Below are 17,023 nucleotides of genomic sequence, written 5' to 3' on the forward strand. Positions count from 1 at the left end.
TCCCGCGGCCGGCGCTCACGCAACAACTGACTCAGTTCTTGCTATTGCTTATCGAGACCGTAGACGGAATGCAAAGTACGAACTGCAAGTTCCGTATAGGGACCGTCGATCAGTATCGAGATTTTGATCTCGGAAGTGGTGATGGCGCGGATGTTGATCGCCTTGTCGGCCAGCGCCTTGAAGGCGGTGGCTGCGACGCCGGCGTGGCTCCTCATGCCGATGCCGATGACCGAAACCTTCGACATGCCCGCTTCCGACTGCACGACATCGTAGCCAACTTCCGGCTTGAGCTTCTCAAGCACGGCAAGCGCCTTGTCGACGTCGCCGGACGGCACGGTGAAGGTCATGTCGGTGAATTTGCCGTCCTCGGAGATGTTCTGGACGATCATGTCGACATTGATGTTGGCCTCGGCCAGCGGCCCGAAGATGCCGGCGGCAACGCCTGGACGGTCGCCGACGCGGCGCAGCGAAATCTGCGCTTCGTCCTTGGCGTAGGCAATTCCGGTGACGACCTGCTGTTCCACGATCTCTTCCTCGTCGCAAATAAGCGTTCCGGGCGGATTGAGCAAATCCCCCATTCCGGGCGCATCGGGATCGTCGAAGGACGACCGCACGAAGGTACGCACCCTGTGTACCATGGCAAGCTCGACCGAGCGCACCTGCAGCACCTTGGCGCCGAGCGAGGCCATTTCGAGCATTTCCTCGAAGGAAATCTTGGCGAGACGCCGGGCTTTCGGCTCGATGCGCGGATCAGTCGTGTAGACGCCATCGACATCGGTGTAGATGTCGCAGCGGTCGGCCTTGACGGCTGCCGCGATCGCCACGGCGCTGGTGTCGGAGCCGCCGCGGCCGAGCGTGGCGATGCGGTTGTCCGGTCCGATGCCCTGGAAACCGGCGATCACCGCCACCTGGCCCTCGCCGAAGCGCTTGACCAGGAAGGCGCCGTCGATGTCGAGGATGCGCGCCGCGCCATGCGCGTTGTCGGTCTTGATCGGGATCTGCCAACCCTGCCAGGACCGTGCATGGATGCCCATATTCTGCAGCGTGATCGCCAAAAGACCGGCCGTGACCTGCTCGCCCGACGCAACAACGGCGTCATATTCGCGCGCATCGTGCATCGGCGAGGCTTCGCGCGTCCAGGCGACCAGTTCGTTGGTCTTGCCGGCCATCGCCGAGACCACCACGGCAACGTCGTGGCCGGCGTCGACCTCGCGTTTCACATGCCGCGCCACATTGCGGATGCGGGCGATGTCGGCGACCGAGGTTCCGCCGAATTTCATCACGATACGCGCCATGGAAGCGAAATGCCTTTGACTGAAGCCGACTCAGGGCCGGAACGAGAGGAAACGCCGGGTTAAGCCCAGCGCCGGAATGCGCGGCCTCCTTAGCCAAAACAGCAAGGCTTCGCAAGCGAGCGCGGCCACATGCGGCCCCGCGCCGTCTCTCCTGACGGAATCCTGTCGCCGATCATGCCATAAGATTGGCGAAACGGCCTGTTGGAGATTCTAATGACCGATACCCTGGAAATCGTCACGTTCCGCCTCAAGCCCGGCACCGAAGCCGGCTTTGTCGCCAGTAACGGGCTCGTGAGTGACTGGCTCGCCCGGCAACCAGGTTTTCTCAGCCGCCATCACGGCAGGCGCGAGGATGGGACGTGGGTGGATATCGTGCGCTGGCGAAGCATGGAACAGGCCCGGGCGGCAGCGGACCGCATCATGGCCGAGATCGGCGACAGCGAAGCCTTGCAGGCGATCGAGCCCGCCAGCGTCGACATGAGCCATGCCGAAATCGCCCTCTCACGCTGAAGTCAACCGGTCCTTTGCTCCGCAGTCGAAATATCCCACTCCGGATCGACCTTGCCCAATCCGGCCACGACCCGGTCGCGGCCGTCCGCCTTCGCCTGGTAGAGCGAACGATCGGCCGCGTTGACGATTTCGACCCATGAGGCGCCGAGCTCGGGGAAGGCGGACACCCCGAACGATGCTGTGATGGTGCCCAGGGTGCGGCCGCGATGCGTCAGATGCAGATGCTTGATGGCCTTGCGCAGTGCCTCCGCCCGCTCGGCGGCATCGGCGAGAGAGGTTCCCGGCATCATCAGCGCGAACTCCTCGCCGCCGTAACGCGAGACCACGTCGCTTTCCCGGGCATGGTCGAGCAGCGTGGCGGCGACCTGCTTGAGCACGAGATCGCCCGCCTCGTGACCAAAGGTGTCGTTGAACTGCTTGAAGTGATCGACATCGAGCATGATCATGGCCATGGGCTGCCCGCTGCGCTCCATCCGCCTCAGTTCGCGACCGCTGGTTTCCTCGAGATAGCGGCGGTTGTAGAGGCCGGTGTTCGGATCGCGGATCGATTGCTGCCGCAGCGTCTCGCGCAGGCGCAAATTGGCGAGCGCCAGCGCCAGCGTGTCGACGACACCGCGCAACACCTGTTGCCGCTGCGAGACCCAATCCGGCCTGTCGGCGGCGTTGGGCTCGCATAGATGCACGATGCCCAGCGTTTCGCCCTGCGCCGCCAGCGGCACGCAGACATAGCCGCGACCGTCATTCTCGCTGATGTGGTTGCAACGCGGCGTCAGCATGCCCGGACCGGCAGCATGCTCCTGGCCCCGGCGCAGGGCCCAGCAGTCTTCAGGCGCAAATTGCCCCACGCTGGAGCGGATTTCGCCCCAATGCGCCATCTCCTCGACCAGATTGCGCGAGGCGCTGGTCAGGTGGACGCTTCCGCTCAAGCCGCCGAAAAAGTCGGGCATCGCCGACCCAACCACCGAAAACGCCTCCTGAAAGGTGACGCAAGCCTGGAGCAATTCACCGAGCTTGACCAGGCGGTTGGTGGCTTCCGAGGTTTGTTTCAGTTCCCGGTTCAGCACCGCCAGTTCCTCGGCACGGTCATTGACCGCCCGCTCGGCGCTGCGCAGTTCGCTGATATCGCTGAGCGTCAGCACGATGCCGGCATCGGCCCGGTTGAGCGGATTGCAACTGGCGATCACCGGCAGTTGCGAGCCGTCGGGCTTTACCAGCCGCACTTCGCCTTGATGCCGCCGACCGGTGGCAAGGGTCAGTTCGAGCGGGGAGGTTCCGGGCGCAAGCTTGTCGCCGGACGCACCTCGCATATCCAGGATCGAGCGCCACTCCTGCCCCTCGATTCTGCTGGCGTGCCGCCCGGCAAGGTCGGCCGCGGCCGGGTTGACGGATACGATCCGTCCCTCGCCATCGATAACGGCGATGCCTTCGGCTACGGTGCGCACGATATCCTCGATATAGGTCTTCTGCTCGACGAGCTGCCGCCGCGAGGATTCCAGCTCCGACGCCATGCTATCGAACCCCTGCGCCAACTGTCCGAACTCATCCCTGGACACCAGCCCGATGCGGGCTCCGGCATCGCCGCGCGTCAACGAGCCGATGCCCCGGTTGAGGCTTGAGAGGCCGGCGCCGAAACGATTGAGCAACAGGACGGCGGAAAACGCGGCGATCAGCATGGCCGCCGCGGTGCAAAGGCCGACAAGCCAGAGCATGGCGTTGGTGCGGTCCTGCGCGGCGCGCAGCAGCGGCGTGTATTCGAAAAGCACCGCGCCGACGATTTGGCCCGGCGCGCTCTCGATCGGCACCGCGACCAGATTGATCGGCTCCGGCACGTCGGCGCTGTCCTCGACGAAGGCAAGCGGCTGATTGTCCTCGAGCACGCGGCCGACTTCATTGTCGTGATCGTGACCGAACGGCTTGCCGACATTCTGTTCCTCGCCTGGCACGTCGGCCAGGACGATCTTGCCGCGATCCACGATGACGAGATCGCGTTTCGATTGGCTATGCTGTGCGGATACGAAATCGCGCAGCGCCGCGGGCCGCTCGAACAGCGAGCGCGGTGCGTCCGAAGCCCTGAAGGCAACAGCTTCGGCGAGCTGGCGCGCTACGCCCGTCGCCTCGGCTAACGCCGCGGTTTTGGTGACCGACATCTGGGAGAAGACGGCAATAGCGCCTACCACGCCGATCAGGGCCGCGGCGCTCAAGAGCGTGGCTATGATCTGGGTCTTGATGCGCATCAAGCCCTCTCTCTCGACACACGGCCAGCAATGTACATGCCAAAGACCGGCCACGTCCTAGGAAATCGTCAACCCGGTAAATTTGATGTTAAAGGCTGCCGAATCCGCTTCGTCTCAACCAGGCCGCGCCACACTTGTCCACAGGCCGGGATAATCGAGAACCAAGCCGATCACCGAGACATCCAGCACGGCCTCGTAGCCGAACATGGGCGCGGCATAGGGGTAACGGCTTTCGTCGAGCCGACGGTAGGTCTGATCGAGACGTACAGCTACCTGCCAGGTGCCGACAGGAGGCGGGGCCCATCGCCGGGTTGCCCAGCGCGCTCGTGGCTGCCGAAAAAACCTGCCTTGACTTTCTTAGGCCGGGACCCGAGTTCTTGGCGTCGAGGAGACCCGCCATGCCAGAACCCCGCCGATCGACCATCGATGCTGGAGAAGTCGAGCGCTTCTCCGCCCTTGCCGCCGAATGGTGGAACCCGAACGGCAAGTTCCGCCCGCTGCACAAGTTCAATCCGGTGCGGCTTGCCTATATCCGCGACCAGGTGGCGGCCCGCTTCGGCCGCGATCCGCGCGCGGCGCGGCCCTTCGAGGGCCTGCGCTTTCTCGATATCGGTTGCGGCGGAGGCTTGTTGTGCGAGCCGATGGCCCGGCTTGGCGCCGATGTCGTCGGCGCCGACGCGTCCGCCACCAATATCGAAGTGGCGAAGCTGCATGCGGGGGAAGCCGGCGTCAGCATCGACTATCGCGCCACCACGGCGGAAGCGCTGGCGGATGCCGGCGAAACCTTCGATGTCATCCTGAATATGGAGGTGGTCGAGCATGTCGCCGATATCGACCTGTTCGTCGCCAAATGCGGCCAGATGGTCCGCCCCGGCGGCATCATGTTCGTCGCCACCATCAACCGTACGCTGAAAGCGCTCGGCCTCGCCATCATCGGCGCCGAATATGTGCTGCGCTGGCTGCCGCGCGGCACGCACCAGTTCGGCAAGCTGGTGCGGCCGGAAGAGTTGGCCAAGGCGCTGGGCGCCGCCGGGCTCACGGTGATCGACAGCACCGGGGTCATCTATCATCCGCTGGCCGACCGCTGGCAGCGCTCGAAGGACATGGACGTCAACTACATGGTGCTGGCCGAAAAAGCTTCGGTCTGACGTGCTCCCTCCCGGAAGGGAGCGCCGAGATTCAGGTCAGGCCGAGTCGAAAATTGTGGCTTCCGAGAACCGGGGCGGAGCGTACTTGAAGTACGTGAGCACCGGAAGCGCAGGAAGTCACAATTTGCAGGCCGGCATCACCTGAATATCGGCATTCCCTAAGCGTCCAGCGGCCGGTAGCCGCCCCGCCAGTAGATCAGCGCCTGGCCGGCATCCTGGGTCCTGACCGCCTCGACCGAGCCGATGACGATCGAGTGCGTGCCCCGGTCGATCATCTCGTCAAGGCTGCAGTCGAACGCGGCCACCGCATCGGCAAGCAGCGATGCGCCCGTCTTCAACGTCGTCCATTCGGCGCCTTCGTAGCGGTCCTTGCCCTTGATGCCGCCAAAGCCCGAGAACCGCTCGGCCACCCGCTGATGCTGGGGGCCGAGCGAGTTGACGCCGAAATGCCGGTAGCGCTCGATGATCGGCCAGGTCGACGAGGAGCGGTTGACGCAGGCGATCACCTTCGGCGGCTCTGCCGACAGCGACACCACGGAAATGACCACGAGACCGGATCGGTCGTCGCCAATGCCGGCGGTGATGACGCTGACATTGCCGACGATGAGCCGCATGGCGGCGCGAAAATCCGCGACGCTGACCGTAGCTTCTGGCGTGGACATGGCTCTCTCCTCTTTCGGCAAGCAGTTCCAGAATGCGCCGCGGCTTTCCGTCTGGAATAGCGTCAAGGCGAACTTATAAATGGGGCAGCAAAGCGTGGCCGTTCTAGGCTGCCGACTGCATCGCGGCTGGTGCGACGCGAATGCCTCTTTCTTCGAGGATAGGCAGGACGGTGTCGCGGAAATAGGGAAATTCCTCGACATAATCGACGAAGGACAAGGTCGAGCCGCGGAAGCCGGCTTGGTGCAGGGCGGTGATGCCATCGGCCACCTGCTCGGGCGTGCCGGTCAGCGGGAAGCCGCCATGGCCGGCCGCCATGCGGTCGCGGATGAGCGCCAGAAGATCGTGCGGGAAGGATTGCGCGTGGGCGAACTGGAGGCGCACGAGATTGTCGACCGCCGCCCAATCGGCATTGGCGCGGCCGAAATGCTCGAGATAGTCCCTGGCTTCCTTTTCCGTCGGCCGGCACACGACATGGGCGAAGGTCAGCACATCGACGTCCCGGCCTGCAGTACTGCCCTGTTCCTTCAACGCCGCGATCTCATCTTTCGAGCGTGAGAGGTCGATGGGCGGGGTGAACAGGAAATCGGCGTTGCGGACGGCAAATTTGCGCCCCTCTTCCGAGCCGGCCGCGTTGAGGATCGGCAGCGGCGACGACGGGCGCGGATCGCCCAGCACATCTTTGAGCTTGAACCAGCTGCCGTCCCAGTCGAAGGCTTCCGTGCGGCTCCACAAGGCGCGCACGATGTCGAACCATTCCTGCGCATAGCCGTAGCGTGTGGTGTGGTCGTCCGGCAGCGTCAGCCCAAGCGCCTGATATTCCGGCTTGTTCCAGCCGGCGACGATGTTGAGGCCGATGCGGCCGCGGCTGATCTGGTCGATGGTCGCCAGTTGCGTGGCCACGACCACCGGGTGATTGGCCGCCGTATGGGTGGTGGCAAAGACGGTGAGGTTATGGGTGAGCGCCAACAGGCCCGCCGCCCAGGTGATCGTCTCAAGCACGTTGCCATGAAAATTGGTTTCGCCGCCGTAACCGATCCAGCGGGCGATCGGCAGCATGAAGTCGATGCCGGCATCGTCGAGAAGCCGGGCGAGCTTGAGATTGTTGTCCCAGGAATTATCCCAGCGCTCGGCGACTTTGGTGACGGTCATGCCGCCGGAACAATTGGATGCGAAGGTGCCGAGAAAGAAAGGCTGCGCGCCAGGCGCGGACTTGTCGAGCATGCCCATGACGATGTTCTCCTCTGTTTTTCGTTATAATTTATAATAGAAAGTCTATCATAAATTCATGTGGACGCAATCGCCTCGCTCGGCGCATGCTGCTCGCGAGGGACACGCGGATGAACGATCGGCGCAAATCTTCGGAAACACAGGACAAGTTGCTGGATCGCGGCTGGCATCTGGCGCGCACGCCGCTGGAGATCGACGTTACCGAGGTCGAATACGCGCTGATGCGCTCATATGAGGCATTCGGCCACTGGCAGGCGGAGTGTCTCGCCACGGTGATCGAGTTTTCGGCCAGCGGGCCGGAAAACGCTCTGCTCCACATCATCAGGATGAACGACCGGCCGAAGAGCGTCCGCGATCTCGCCCAAATGACCAATCGCGACGACATTCCCAACATCCAGTACAGCCTGCGCAAGCTGTTGAAGGGCGGGCTTATCACGCGCACCGGCAGCGGCAGGGCTGGCGTGACGTATGAGGTGACGCCGCTCGGCTATCGGGTGACGGAACGCTACGCCGATATCCGCTCGGTCCTGCTGATCGAGGCGGTGAAGCGCATTCCCGAGATGGCTGAAAAACTCGAGGACGTCGCGCGCACGCTGGAGCTGATGACGGGCATTTACGAGCAGGCGGCGCGTGCCGCCGCCACCCATCGCCGCCGCCATCCACAGCCGGAAACCGGCGGCAAGGAGGATTAGCTGCGGGACGACGCCGGCTCGATCCGAATCGGCATCGGCGCGCCGGTCTGGCTTTGCGCCTTGGTCGTGATGAAGACGCCGGCGGTGATGATGGCCGCACCCAGCCAGGTCAGAAGCTGGTAGTGCTCCCCGAGGAAGATCGTGCCGGCCAACAGGCCAACAGCCGCCGCCACATAGCCGATCTGGCTGAGATAGACCGGGCCGCCGACCGCCTGCAGGCGGAAGAAGAAGGCAAACATCGCCGAGGCCGAAGCGACCTGTCCAACGATCACCAGCGGCACGCCGGTGAGCGGGGCGAAGGCCTGCCAGCCCAAAAGCGTCAGAATGCCGACGAGGAGCAGCGTGGCCGAAGCCAGATGGCTGCCGACGGCGAGCTCGATCGGGCCGGTGCCTTCCGGCCAGTCGACGGTGCGGTAGATGTTGCCGGCCGCGAGGCTGACCGGGATGAAGAGCCCGATGGCCACCCAGACATAGTCGGCCGGCTGGCCGGCCTCGCCGCGCGTGAGCGCCACCATCACCGCGCCGACGAAGCCGACGGCGATGCCGATGACGCCGAGCAGGTTGGGACGCCGGACCCCGAGCAGGATCGAGAACACCAGCGTGATGACCGGTGACAGCGTGAACATGATGCCGGTATAGCCGGCGCCGAGATGCGGAATGGCCGAGAACATCAAGAGATTGGGAATGGCATAGGAGATCGCGGCGGTGATGAAGAAATAGCGCAGCTTGTGCGGCGTCAGCCGGACGCGCTCGCCGCGCAGCAGAAGCGCCAAGAGCAGCACGCCGCCGGCGCCCAGCGAAATGACGAAGGCCCAGACCATGGCCGGAACACCCGCCGCGGTCGCGAGCTTGCCGAATGGCAGCGTCATGCCAAGCAGCCCGCCCGTCACCACCAGAAGGCCAATCGCCGAATCCCAGAGAAATTTCATCGGGCTGTCCCGTCGCAGCATGACCGCTTGGCGGCCGGTTCATCTTGCGGTAAGATAGCGTAAAGATTCTTGATGTCAAGATACTTTGCGGTGAGCGATATGGATCGAGCAGGCAGGGCCATGGAACAGTGGCGGCGGGAGCGGCCGGATCTCGACGTGTCGCCGATGGGGGTAATCGGACGGCTGAATGAAGCGTCGTCGCTGATCGCGCGCGACCGGCTGGCGCCGGTCTTCGCCCGCTTCGGGCTGCAACCCGGCGAATTCGACGTGCTGGCAACGCTGCGCCGGTCGGGTGCCCCCTATGCGCTGACGCCGACCGAGCTCTACGAGGCGACGATGGTGACGTCTGGCGCCATGACCGCCCGCCTCGATCGTCTGGAAAATGCCGGTCTGACCCAACGCGCGCCACACCCGAGCGACCGGCGCGGGGTTGTCGTGCAGCTCACCGCGAAGGGCCTCGAGCTCACCGACACCGCACTCACCGCCCACGTCGCCAACGAGCACGAAATCCTTGCCGGCCTCACGCGCGAGGACCGGGAGATGTTGGCGAAACTGTTGGAAAAACTGATCGGGAGCTTAGGCCAAACCACTGCTTAGAGCGTATCTTGATTTCTGCCTTCCTGAGCTTCCACCAAGGTGTGTTGAGATTCAGGTCAGGCCGCGCCGAAAATGACGGATTCCGAGAAACCGGAGCGGAGCGTACCTAAGTACGTGAGCACCGGAAGCGCAGGAAACCGACATTTGCAGGCCGGCCTCACCTGAATATCGACACACCTCAGTTGCGGTCGTCCGGAAAGCTCGGTATCGGCATGAACTCGACGCCGTCCTCGACGAGGCTCTGCGCCTCCTCCGGTGTCGCTTCGCCATAGATGCCGCGCGCATCGGTTTCGCCGAAATGGATCTTGCGCGCTTCCTCGGCGAACTTGTCGCCGACATAGTCGGCATTCTCGCGCACCTTCTCGGCCAGCGCCTTCAGCTGCGCAAGCGCCTGCTTCTGCGCCTCACCCATGGCGAGCGCGACCTTTTCCTGTTTGCGGGAGGTCGAGACGGCCGGCGCCATCAGCGCCTTCTCGACCTTGTGCGAGCCGCAGCTCGGGCAATCGACGAAGCCGCGCTTCTTTTGCGTGTCGAAGTCGTCATTGCTGCGAAACCACGCCTCGAACTCGTGCTCGTGCTCGCAGATCAGGGAAAAACGGATCAAGAGGCTGCACCCCTCAGGCGCGGCGCTTCGCCCGCGCCGGCATTGACGGTGAAGTCGCGCGCGTTCTTCAGATTGGGGATCTTACGGCGCGCGGCGAGCGACTGCGCCGGATCGATCTCGGCGACGATCACACCCGGCTCGTTATGCGCGGCCTCGGCGATGACGCGCCCCCACGGATCGACGACCAGCGAATGGCCATAGGTCTCGCGGCCGTCCTCATGCAGGCCCCCCTGGGCAGCAGCGATGATATAGGCGCCGTTCTCGATGGCGCGGGCGCGCAGCAGCACGTGCCAATGCGCCTCGCCGGTCTGGCGCGTAAAGGCGGCAGGCACCGTCAGCACCTCGGCCCCGGCCATCGCTTCGGCTCGAAACAGCTGCGGGAAGCGCAGGTCGTAGCAGACGGCAAAGCCGAGCTTCGCGCCGTTGATATCGGTCACCACCGCTTCCGTTCCCGGCTCGTAGGAAGCGGATTCGCGCCAGCTCTCGCCATTGTCGAGATCGACATCGAACATATGGATCTTGTCATAGCCGGCGATCACGGCCCCGTCGGGCGAAAACAGGAAGGCGCGGTTGGCGAGCTTTCCGTCGGCCCGGCGAATCGCCGTCGAGCCGATGTGCAGGTAGATGCCGAGCTCCTTCGCCAGCCTGCGCGCCGTTGCGACGACAATGTCCTTGTCCTCGGTGGTAAAAGCGGCCGCGCCCGCTTCCTTGTCGCGCACCAGCGCACCGGTCATTTCCGGCGTCTGGACATAGGTCGCGCCCTGACCGGCAGCCTGGCGGACGAGGATTTCCATGTCGGCGGCGTTGCGCTCCGGGCTCGTGCCCGACCGCATCTGAACGGCGGCGGCTTTGAAAATACCCATGATCAGCTCCCGTTTACGAGCATCGCGTCCAGCCGGCCCTGCGACTCCAGCTCGTGGAGGTCATCACAGCCGCCGACATGCGTGCCGCCGATGAAAATCTGCGGAAAAGTGGTTCGCCCATGCGCCTTGGAAATCATTTCCTGGCGCAGTTCGGGCGAGAACGAGGCATCATGCTCGGTATAGGCCACGCCCTTGCGGTCGAGCAGCCGCTTGGCGGCATTGCAGTAGCCGCACATCATTCGAGTATAGATCGTCACATCAGCCATTGGCCGGCAATCCTGCTCACGCACGCCGTCCAATGATTGTACGAAAACGACATGCGGCAAAACAAACAACTCAGACCTATATAGTCGCGGAGTCATCGGGCCGAAAGTCCCCAGGCAGGACGCGGGCGAAAGTCAGGATGTCGACCGCACCGGCGCCGCCCCGCTTCAGCGCCTTGGCGACCCCCCTTACAGTGGCGCCGGTGGTGTAGACGTCGTCGACCACCAGCACTCGGCGGCCGGCGATTTCGATCTCGGCGTCCGCCGGCACGCGAAAGGCAGCGCGCACATTCTCCTCGCGCTCATGCCGTTCGAGCCCGACCTGCTGGCGCGTCAGCTTCACGCGCCTGACCGCGGATGGCGAGAAGGGCAGCCCGCTGAGCTTTGAAACGGCCCGTCCGAGTTCGGCCGACTGGTTGAACTGGCGCCGGAAGAAGCGCCGCCAATGCAGCGGCACCGGCACGACCAGGTCGGCCTCCGCGATCAACTCGGCTCCGGCGCGGACCATCCAGTTCGCCATCCAGGGCGCGAGGTCGGTGCGGTCCTGATATTTCAGACCCTGCACCATCTGCCGCGCCACGCCCGAATAGAGGACAGCCGCCCGCGCCCGCTCGAAGGGTGGCGGATCGGCGATCGCTTCCGCCGACAGAAACCCCTCGCCCATGTCATGCGTGAAAGGCGTGCCCATCACCGGACACCAGGGCTTCTCCAGCAGCCGAAGCTTCGGCCAGCAGGCGCCACACAACACGCCAGGCTGCGACACATGGCGACGGCAGCCAGCGCAAACCGGCGGAAACAACAGGCGCGCCGGCCAGGCCAGCGCCTGCCGCGCCATATCCTGGACCGCGTTGGTCTTGATCTTGCGCACCGGATCGGCCACGTGATTGGAAACCCCGCGCCACCTTAACACCACCGCGGCCCGCGGGGACAACAGGAAGATTTCATTGCAGCCCTTGATCGACACTGAGATCTGGCTTGCGCGCAAGCGCCGGGCGCTCGCCCGCCCCGTCGAAGGGGCCGATTTCCTGATGCGGCGCGCGGCGGAAGATCTTGCCGACAGATTGGACGCCGTCGAGCGCCGCTTCGGCAAGGCGGCCGCGCTGTTTTGCCAGACATCGGCGGCTGCGGAAGTGCTCGCAAGCAGCGGCAAGGTCGGCGAAATCCTGCGCGTCGAGATGGACGAAGCGTTTCTTGCAGGCCGCCCCGGTCTTGTGGTGCCGCCGGAGACCGTGCCCTTCGAGGACGCAAGCCTCGATCTTGCCGTCTCCCTGCTCTCGCTGCACGCCATGAACGATATTCCCGGCGTGCTTGCCCAGATCCGACGTGCGCTGAAACCGGACGGACTGTTCCTCGGCGCTCTCGCCGGCGCCGGCACGCTGGCGGAATTGCGCGAGAGCATGCTGGCGGCCGAGACGGAGCTCCACGGCGGCGCGAGCCCGCGCATCTTTCCTTTCACCGACGTGCGCGACGCAGGCGCGCTGCTGCAGCGCGCCGGCTTGGCATTGCCCGTCGCCGATGTCGAAACGGTCGTGGTGCGTTACGATACGCTCTTCGATCTTGTCGCCGATCTGCGCGCCATGGGTGAAACCAGCGCGCTCATCGATCGCAGCCGGCGGCCAGGAAGCAGACGCCTGTTTGCCCGGGCCGCCGAAATCTACGCCGAACGGTTCTCGGACCCGGATGGCCGTATCCGCGCCAGCTTTTCGATCGTCTGGATGTCCGGCTGGGCGCCGGATGCCTCGCAGCAAAAGCCGCTCAAGCCGGGATCGGCCAAGGTCTCGCTGAAGGCAATCCTGGAGAATCCGCCGAAGAGCTGAACCCGCCCCGGAAACAGCTCCAGGGCAAATTCCAGGAAAAAGTGTGAGCGGTCAGGCTCGACGACTTCGCCGTAGCCCTCGTCCGGAATTGCGTCAAAACAAAGAGTTAGAGCGGTTCGCCGTTTCCGTGAAACGGTGGAACACTCTAATGAGCGAAGGCGTTGGCGAGCTTGCTGTTGTTGTCGGTGAACAGCCACACGAGTCCATCGGCCGCCTGTTGGACGCCGGCGATGATGGCGAGCGACAACACCACGACGATCAGGCCATATTCGACGGCCGTCGCGCCCGTTTCGTCTTCAATGAATTGCTGCAACAGGTTTTTCATGGTCATCCCTCATGCAGAAATTCTAATGCGCTACCCGTTAAGAAAGGTTAACGGCAAAAGCTTAACAGCGAGTGAAATGCCGCCGAGCCCTAAATTCATTAACCAAGTCAGCACTCGCCGCTGTGGCTGCCGTCATTGCGGATGACGCAGACTGAACTGGGCAATGGCTGCAGCACGCTGCGGCGAAGCGTATATGTATTGGTGCGATGGCCGATCGATCCGGTGGCGGTCATGTCGAGCCCGCCGACGAAGCCGTCGCGGGCGCTCTGCGGCCGGATCTGGTTGTCCAGGAAAGGCGTCGCGATCAGCGCCAGCGCCACTGCGGCCGAGCCGAACAGCAGCGTGATCCGTAGGATGCCCATGCCGGCATCCACCGCGCGAAAGCCGCGGTCGGGCCGGATCGAGTCCCAGTCTCTTTGAAGGCTCATGCCGTGTTTCCCAAGTCGTCGACCGTCTCGCCGCGCGAACGGCTTCGCGCAATTTTTCACGTCGAGATAAATCTTCCATTAACGCTGGCTAAAGCAGCTGCGGAAACAGCGCGAAACGCTCGCCGTTTCCAAGAGCGGTGGGCCGCCACGAAAGCAGGCCGCGAAATCACAAGAGGTCGATGAGGAACTGGATCAGCGGGGCATCGGCCGGCGGCATCGGATAATCGCGCATCTGTTTTGGCCGGACCCACTTCAGCCCCTGGCCTTCCTTCGGTTGCGCGATGCCGCGAAAGCGGCGGCAGACATAGAGCGGCATCAGGAGATGGAAATCGTCATAGGAATGGCTGGCGAAGGTGAGCGGCGCCAGGCACGGAATCTCGGTCTCGATGCCGAGTTCCTCCTGCAACTCCCGGACGAGGCACTCCTCCGGCGTCTCGCCGGGCTCGACCTTGCCGCCCGGAAACTCCCACAGGCCGGCCAGTTGCTTGCCCTGCGGGCGCTGAGCCAGAAGCACGCGCCGGTCGGCGTCGACCAGCGCACAGGCAGCGACCAGCAGCAGCCGCTTTCCGGTTGACTTGACCTCGCTCATGCGCCCGGCGGCCGTCGATAGTGATAGCGATAGACTTCCTCGAAGCCGAGCGACCGGTAGAGGGCGAGCGCCGGCGCGTTGCCGGCCTCGACCTGCAGCCAGGCCTCGCGCGCGCCGCGCAGCCGCGCCCATTTGAGCGCGGAGAGAATGAGGTTGCGGCCGTGGCCCTTCTTGCGCGCCGACTTTTCGGTGGCGACTTCGAACAGCCCGGCAAGATCCCCGTCATGAACACAGATCAGCGTCGCCAGCGGCTCGTTACCATCCTCGAGCGCGAACAGCCCCGCTTCCGGCTGGATGGCGCCGATGACCTCGGACAGGCCAGGCCGCAGCGAGGCGTCCGAGCCGCCGGTCTTGAGCGATGCGCCGATAAAGCGGCTGATGTCCTTGAGCGGGATCTGGTCCATGGCCGCGCCAAGCTCGACCTCTTTCAGCGGCAGCCGCATCACCAGGGATTCGTCGAACCTGTTCCAGCCGGCCTTGTCGAGGTGGGTGGACAGCACCTGCCCCGACAGCGGCGACATCCGAAAGGTCAGCGGTCGGCCATAGGCGTCGAAGCGGCGCGCCGCGCGGCCGATGCGCTCCTCGATGGCGTGCGTGTCGCCCGGATCGAGCGGATTGACCGAGTTCAGGCGCTTGGCCGGGTGCCCGGCGGTGAGCCGCACCACCCAGGTCCCGTCATAATGGACGGCCGCCGCAGGCCAGGCGCGAAACCCCGCCGCCTCGTAGCGGCGCACCACCGCCAGCACGCTTGCCGGATGCCTGGACACTGGCGCCATCAGCTCCGGTAGTCGCCATTGATGGCGACGTATTCCTTGGTGAGGTCGCAAGTCCACACCGTCGCCTTGCCGCGGCCAATGCCGATATCGGCGCGGATGCGGATGTCGTCGCGCTTCATATAGGCCGACGTCGCCTCCTCGGAGTAGGCCGGGTCGCGCTCGCCCTCATGCGCCAGGCGGTTGTCGCCGAACCAGATCGACAGCCGGTCGCGGTCGGCCGGCTCGCCGGCCTTGCCGACGGCCATGACGACGCGGCCCCAATTGGCGTCCTCGCCGGCGACCGCCGTCTTGACCAGCGGCGAATTGGCGATCGACAGCGCGATGCGCTTGGCCGAGCGCGCCGATTTGGCGCCGGTCACGGTGACTTCGACCTGCTTGCGCGCGCCCTCGCCGTCGCGCACCACCTGCAGCGCCAGCGACTTCAAGACCTTGCCGAGCGCCCGACGGAACGCGCCGAGCCGCGCGTCCTTGGCATCGCTGATCGCCGGCGCGCCGCGCGCGGCGGCCTTGCCGGTGGCGAAGAAAAGCAGCGTGTCGCTGGTCGAGGTGTCGCTATCGACGGTCACCGCGTTGAAGGTCTTGGCCGTGCCGCGCGACAACAGGTCCTGCAGCACGGAAGCGGCGATCGGCGCGTCGGTGGCGATGAAGGAGAGCATCGTCGCCATGTCGGGCGCGATCATGCCGGCGCCCTTGGCGATGCCGTTGATGGTGACGTCGGTCTCGCCGAGCTTGACCGTCGCCGTCGCCACCTTCGGATAGGTGTCCGTGGTCATGATGGCCTTGGCCGCCTCGGTCCAGAGATCCGGCTTGCCGCCCTTGACCAGGCCTGCGAGCAGATGGCTGAACTTGGTCGTGTCGAGCGGCTCGCCGATGACGCCGGTCGAGGCCAGGAACACTTCGCTCTCGGAACACCCGGCGGCCTTGGCCGCCGCCTCGCCGGTCAGCGCCGTCGAAGCCTTGCCCTTCTTGCCGGTGAAGGCGTTGGCGTTGCCGGAATTGACCACCAGCACGCGCGCCTTGCCGGCGGAAAGATTCTGACGGCAGAAGTCGACCGGCGCCGACGGGCATTTCGACCTGGTGAACACGCCGGCGACGGCCGTGCCCGGATCGAAGACCATGGCAAGCAGATCGGTACGATTCCGATATTTGATGCCGGCTTCGGCGGTCGCGATGCGCACGCCCTCGATGACCGGCATCTTCGGGTATTTCTTGGGTGCGAGCGGCGAAATCGTAGCGGACATCATGACCCCGGAGCGGCAATAAAGCGAAAGGAAGGCCGGTTTGCCCGATAGCGCGCCCCGGCGCAAGGGGCGTTCTGGCCGCGCGCCGTCGGCCGAACCGGCCGTCCTGCAACCGAAAACGGATCGTTTCGTTTCAGCCGCGAAGCCAATATGATTGGCGGCAGATTCACCGGCTAAGGAACAACGGAATGGGCGAGGTCGCCGCCCGCGGGCGCAAGTCGATCGGCGCAAAGCGCAATCCCGAGAGCGCCGACGCCATTGTCGAGGCGGCCGAGGCGGTGCTGCGCGAGGCCGGCTATGCCGGCTTCTCGATCGAGGCCGTCGCCCGGCGGGCGCGGGCGGGAAAGCCGACCATCTATCGCTGGTGGCCGAGCAAGGCGGCGCTGCTGATCGAAGTCTACCAGCGCCAGAAGCATGTCGAGACGCCCGACACGGGAAACGTCGAGGATGATCTGGCCGGCTTCCTCAGGAACCTGTTCGCGCATTGGCGCGACACCCCGTCCGGCAACGTCTTCCGCTCGCTGATTGCCGAGGCGCAATCGGACGAGACGGCCGCGGCCGCGCTTGCCGAATACTCGAAAGGGCGCCGCAGCCACACGGGCCTGATGATCGAGCGCGCCAAGGCGCGCGGCGAGGTGGCGGCGAATGTCGATACCGGGATCGTCGCCGACTTGGTCGCTGCCTATGCCTGGCGGCATCTGTTGAGCAACCGCCTCGACGAGGACGAAGCCGCGATCCGCGCCGCCGTGCGCTATGTGGTGCGAGGGATAGCCCGCGTCCCATAAGAAAGGGCGCCAGAAGGCGCCCTTTGCAAACGATCGG

20 protein-coding genes and 1 pseudogene are annotated in these 17,023 nt (G+C 64.8%); 6 read left to right on the forward strand and 15 right to left on the reverse strand.

The annotated features are described in order from the left end of the window. Positions 1-41: 41 nt before the first annotated feature. Positions 42-1,295 carry an aspartate kinase gene (locus EN869_RS04625; RefSeq protein WP_127225134.1) on the reverse strand — a complete coding sequence of 418 codons (1,254 nt, stop codon included), beginning with the start codon at positions 1,293-1,295 and terminating at the stop codon, positions 42-44. A 213-nt stretch (positions 1,296-1,508) separates the two neighbouring features. On the opposite strand from EN869_RS04625, the gene EN869_RS04630 reads away from it, so the two are divergent. Continuing rightward, a complete protein-coding gene (locus EN869_RS04630; RefSeq protein ID WP_127225135.1) occupies positions 1,509-1,805 on the forward strand; it encodes a hypothetical protein in 297 nt (98 codons plus the stop codon). 2 nt (positions 1,806-1,807) lie between these two features. Here the strand turns inward: EN869_RS04630 and EN869_RS04635 are convergent, their stop codons facing one another. Both EN869_RS04635 and EN869_RS34975 read right to left on the reverse strand, forming a co-directional pair. Next, complete coding sequence (locus EN869_RS04635) at positions 1,808-4,039, reverse strand: diguanylate cyclase (protein ID WP_127225136.1); 2,232 nt, start codon at positions 4,037-4,039, stop codon at positions 1,808-1,810. Positions 4,040-4,153: 114 nt separating this feature from the next. Continuing rightward, a pseudogene (locus EN869_RS34975) lies at positions 4,154-4,294 on the reverse strand (putative glycolipid-binding domain-containing protein); the annotation flags it as partial. Between the two features lie 143 nt (positions 4,295-4,437). Between EN869_RS34975 and ubiG the strand changes: the two are divergent. Then, positions 4,438-5,187 carry a bifunctional 2-polyprenyl-6-hydroxyphenol methylase/3-demethylubiquinol 3-O-methyltransferase UbiG gene (ubiG, locus tag EN869_RS04645; RefSeq protein ID WP_127225137.1) on the forward strand — a complete coding sequence of 250 codons (750 nt, stop codon included), beginning with the start codon at positions 4,438-4,440 and terminating at the stop codon, positions 5,185-5,187. A gap of 158 nt (positions 5,188-5,345) precedes the next feature. Here the strand turns inward: ubiG and EN869_RS04650 are convergent, their stop codons facing one another. Continuing rightward, positions 5,346-5,849 (reverse strand): flavin reductase family protein, encoded by a 504-nt coding sequence (locus EN869_RS04650; RefSeq protein WP_127225138.1) that lies wholly within the window; start codon positions 5,847-5,849, stop codon positions 5,346-5,348. 103 nt (positions 5,850-5,952) lie between these two features. Next, positions 5,953-7,077: an LLM class flavin-dependent oxidoreductase gene (locus EN869_RS04655; RefSeq protein ID WP_128334323.1), complete on the reverse strand. Its 1,125-nt coding sequence runs from the start codon at positions 7,075-7,077 to the stop codon at positions 5,953-5,955. A 110-nt stretch (positions 7,078-7,187) separates the two neighbouring features. Here EN869_RS04655 and EN869_RS04660 point away from each other — a divergent pair, with 110 nt between their 5' ends. After that, a complete protein-coding gene (locus tag EN869_RS04660) occupies positions 7,188-7,769 on the forward strand; it encodes a winged helix DNA-binding protein (protein ID WP_127225140.1) in 582 nt (193 codons plus the stop codon). Here the strand turns inward: EN869_RS04660 and EN869_RS04665 are convergent. Continuing rightward, on the reverse strand, positions 7,766-8,698 hold the full coding sequence (locus EN869_RS04665) for a DMT family transporter (RefSeq protein WP_127225141.1): 933 nt from the start codon (positions 8,696-8,698) through the stop codon (positions 7,766-7,768). The genes EN869_RS04660 and EN869_RS04665 overlap by 4 nt on opposite strands. 99 nt (positions 8,699-8,797) lie before the next feature. On the opposite strand from EN869_RS04665, the gene EN869_RS04670 reads away from it, so the two are divergent. Next, a complete protein-coding gene (locus EN869_RS04670; protein WP_127225472.1) occupies positions 8,798-9,295 on the forward strand; it encodes a MarR family transcriptional regulator in 498 nt (165 codons plus the stop codon). Positions 9,296-9,473: 178 nt separating this feature from the next. On the opposite strand, the gene EN869_RS04675 is transcribed toward EN869_RS04670, so the two are convergent. The 4 genes from EN869_RS04675 to EN869_RS04690 form a co-directional block, all read right to left on the reverse strand. After that, entirely contained in the window at positions 9,474-9,899 is a 426-nt protein-coding gene (locus EN869_RS04675; RefSeq protein ID WP_127225142.1) for a DUF1178 family protein, read from the reverse strand. Continuing rightward, positions 9,896-10,762 carry a carbon-nitrogen hydrolase family protein gene (locus EN869_RS04680; RefSeq protein ID WP_127225143.1) on the reverse strand — a complete coding sequence of 289 codons (867 nt, stop codon included), beginning with the start codon at positions 10,760-10,762 and terminating at the stop codon, positions 9,896-9,898. The genes EN869_RS04675 and EN869_RS04680 overlap by 4 nt, the downstream gene beginning before the upstream one ends. Positions 10,763-10,764: 2 nt before the next feature. Continuing rightward, a complete protein-coding gene (gene grxC / locus EN869_RS04685) occupies positions 10,765-11,028 on the reverse strand; it encodes a glutaredoxin 3 (protein WP_127225144.1) in 264 nt (87 codons plus the stop codon). Positions 11,029-11,104: 76 nt separating this feature from the next. Next, positions 11,105-11,905, reverse strand: a complete 801-nt coding sequence (locus EN869_RS04690; RefSeq protein ID WP_127225473.1) for a ComF family protein — start codon at positions 11,903-11,905, stop codon at positions 11,105-11,107. A 64-nt stretch (positions 11,906-11,969) separates the two neighbouring features. Between EN869_RS04690 and EN869_RS04695 the strand changes: the two genes are divergently transcribed. Next, positions 11,970-12,842: a methyltransferase domain-containing protein gene (locus tag EN869_RS04695; RefSeq protein WP_127225145.1), complete on the forward strand. Its 873-nt coding sequence runs from the start codon at positions 11,970-11,972 to the stop codon at positions 12,840-12,842. Positions 12,843-12,987: 145 nt separating this feature from the next. Here the strand turns inward: EN869_RS04695 and EN869_RS04700 are convergent, their stop codons facing one another. From EN869_RS04700 to argJ, 5 genes are all read right to left on the reverse strand, one after another. After that, the gene (locus tag EN869_RS04700; protein WP_127225146.1) at positions 12,988-13,167 is read right to left on the reverse strand and encodes a Flp family type IVb pilin; all 180 of its coding nucleotides are present in this window, start codon (positions 13,165-13,167) and stop codon (positions 12,988-12,990) included. Between the two features lie 107 nt (positions 13,168-13,274). Next, positions 13,275-13,595 carry a hypothetical protein gene (locus EN869_RS04705; RefSeq protein ID WP_127225147.1) on the reverse strand — a complete coding sequence of 107 codons (321 nt, stop codon included), beginning with the start codon at positions 13,593-13,595 and terminating at the stop codon, positions 13,275-13,277. 166 nt (positions 13,596-13,761) lie between these two features. Continuing rightward, positions 13,762-14,184 carry a (deoxy)nucleoside triphosphate pyrophosphohydrolase gene (locus EN869_RS04710; RefSeq protein WP_127225148.1) on the reverse strand — a complete coding sequence of 141 codons (423 nt, stop codon included), beginning with the start codon at positions 14,182-14,184 and terminating at the stop codon, positions 13,762-13,764. Further along, on the reverse strand, positions 14,181-14,960 hold the full coding sequence (locus tag EN869_RS04715) for a GNAT family N-acetyltransferase (protein WP_189341215.1): 780 nt from the start codon (positions 14,958-14,960) through the stop codon (positions 14,181-14,183). Before EN869_RS04715 ends, EN869_RS04710 begins: the two co-directional genes overlap by 4 nt. After that, complete coding sequence (gene argJ, locus EN869_RS04720; RefSeq protein ID WP_127225149.1) at positions 14,960-16,201, reverse strand: bifunctional glutamate N-acetyltransferase/amino-acid acetyltransferase ArgJ; 1,242 nt, start codon at positions 16,199-16,201, stop codon at positions 14,960-14,962. The genes EN869_RS04715 and argJ overlap by 1 nt, the downstream gene beginning before the upstream one ends. A gap of 188 nt (positions 16,202-16,389) precedes the next feature. On the opposite strand from argJ, the gene EN869_RS04725 reads away from it, so the two are divergent. Further along, complete coding sequence (locus EN869_RS04725; protein ID WP_127225150.1) at positions 16,390-16,986, forward strand: TetR/AcrR family transcriptional regulator; 597 nt, start codon at positions 16,390-16,392, stop codon at positions 16,984-16,986. Positions 16,987-17,023 lie beyond the last annotated feature (37 nt).

Source organism: Mesorhizobium sp. M2D.F.Ca.ET.226.01.1.1 (genome assembly GCF_004022705.2).
Taxonomy (GTDB): Bacteria; Pseudomonadota; Alphaproteobacteria; order Rhizobiales; family Rhizobiaceae; genus Mesorhizobium.

Excerpts from the sequence above, each read along its gene's own strand:
- argJ (WP_127225149.1), bottom strand. The coding sequence starts at position 16,201 with ATGTCCGCTACGATTTCGCCGCTCGCACCCAAGAAATACCCGAAGATG.
- EN869_RS04635 (WP_127225136.1), bottom strand. The coding sequence starts at position 4,039 with ATGCGCATCAAGACCCAGATCATAGCCACGCTCTTGAGCGCCGCGGCC.
- EN869_RS04625 (WP_127225134.1), bottom strand. The coding sequence starts at position 1,295 with ATGGCGCGTATCGTGATGAAATTCGGCGGAACCTCGGTCGCCGACATC.
- EN869_RS04665 (WP_127225141.1), bottom strand. The coding sequence starts at position 8,698 with ATGAAATTTCTCTGGGATTCGGCGATTGGCCTTCTGGTGGTGACGGGC.
- grxC (WP_127225144.1), bottom strand. The coding sequence starts at position 11,028 with ATGGCTGATGTGACGATCTATACTCGAATGATGTGCGGCTACTGCAAT.
- EN869_RS04680 (WP_127225143.1), bottom strand. The coding sequence starts at position 10,762 with ATGGGTATTTTCAAAGCCGCCGCCGTTCAGATGCGGTCGGGCACGAGC.
- EN869_RS04715 (WP_189341215.1), bottom strand. The coding sequence starts at position 14,960 with ATGGCGCCAGTGTCCAGGCATCCGGCAAGCGTGCTGGCGGTGGTGCGC.
- EN869_RS04710 (WP_127225148.1), bottom strand. The coding sequence starts at position 14,184 with ATGAGCGAGGTCAAGTCAACCGGAAAGCGGCTGCTGCTGGTCGCTGCC.
- EN869_RS04705 (WP_127225147.1), bottom strand. The coding sequence starts at position 13,595 with ATGAGCCTTCAAAGAGACTGGGACTCGATCCGGCCCGACCGCGGCTTT.
- EN869_RS04655 (WP_128334323.1), bottom strand. The coding sequence starts at position 7,077 with ATGGGCATGCTCGACAAGTCCGCGCCTGGCGCGCAGCCTTTCTTTCTC.
- EN869_RS04660 (WP_127225140.1), top strand. The coding sequence starts at position 7,188 with ATGAACGATCGGCGCAAATCTTCGGAAACACAGGACAAGTTGCTGGAT.
- ubiG (WP_127225137.1), top strand. The coding sequence starts at position 4,438 with ATGCCAGAACCCCGCCGATCGACCATCGATGCTGGAGAAGTCGAGCGC.
- EN869_RS04700 (WP_127225146.1), bottom strand. The coding sequence starts at position 13,167 with ATGAAAAACCTGTTGCAGCAATTCATTGAAGACGAAACGGGCGCGACG.
- EN869_RS04725 (WP_127225150.1), top strand. The coding sequence starts at position 16,390 with ATGGGCGAGGTCGCCGCCCGCGGGCGCAAGTCGATCGGCGCAAAGCGC.
- EN869_RS04670 (WP_127225472.1), top strand. The coding sequence starts at position 8,798 with ATGGATCGAGCAGGCAGGGCCATGGAACAGTGGCGGCGGGAGCGGCCG.
- EN869_RS04630 (WP_127225135.1), top strand. The coding sequence starts at position 1,509 with ATGACCGATACCCTGGAAATCGTCACGTTCCGCCTCAAGCCCGGCACC.
- EN869_RS04650 (WP_127225138.1), bottom strand. The coding sequence starts at position 5,849 with ATGTCCACGCCAGAAGCTACGGTCAGCGTCGCGGATTTTCGCGCCGCC.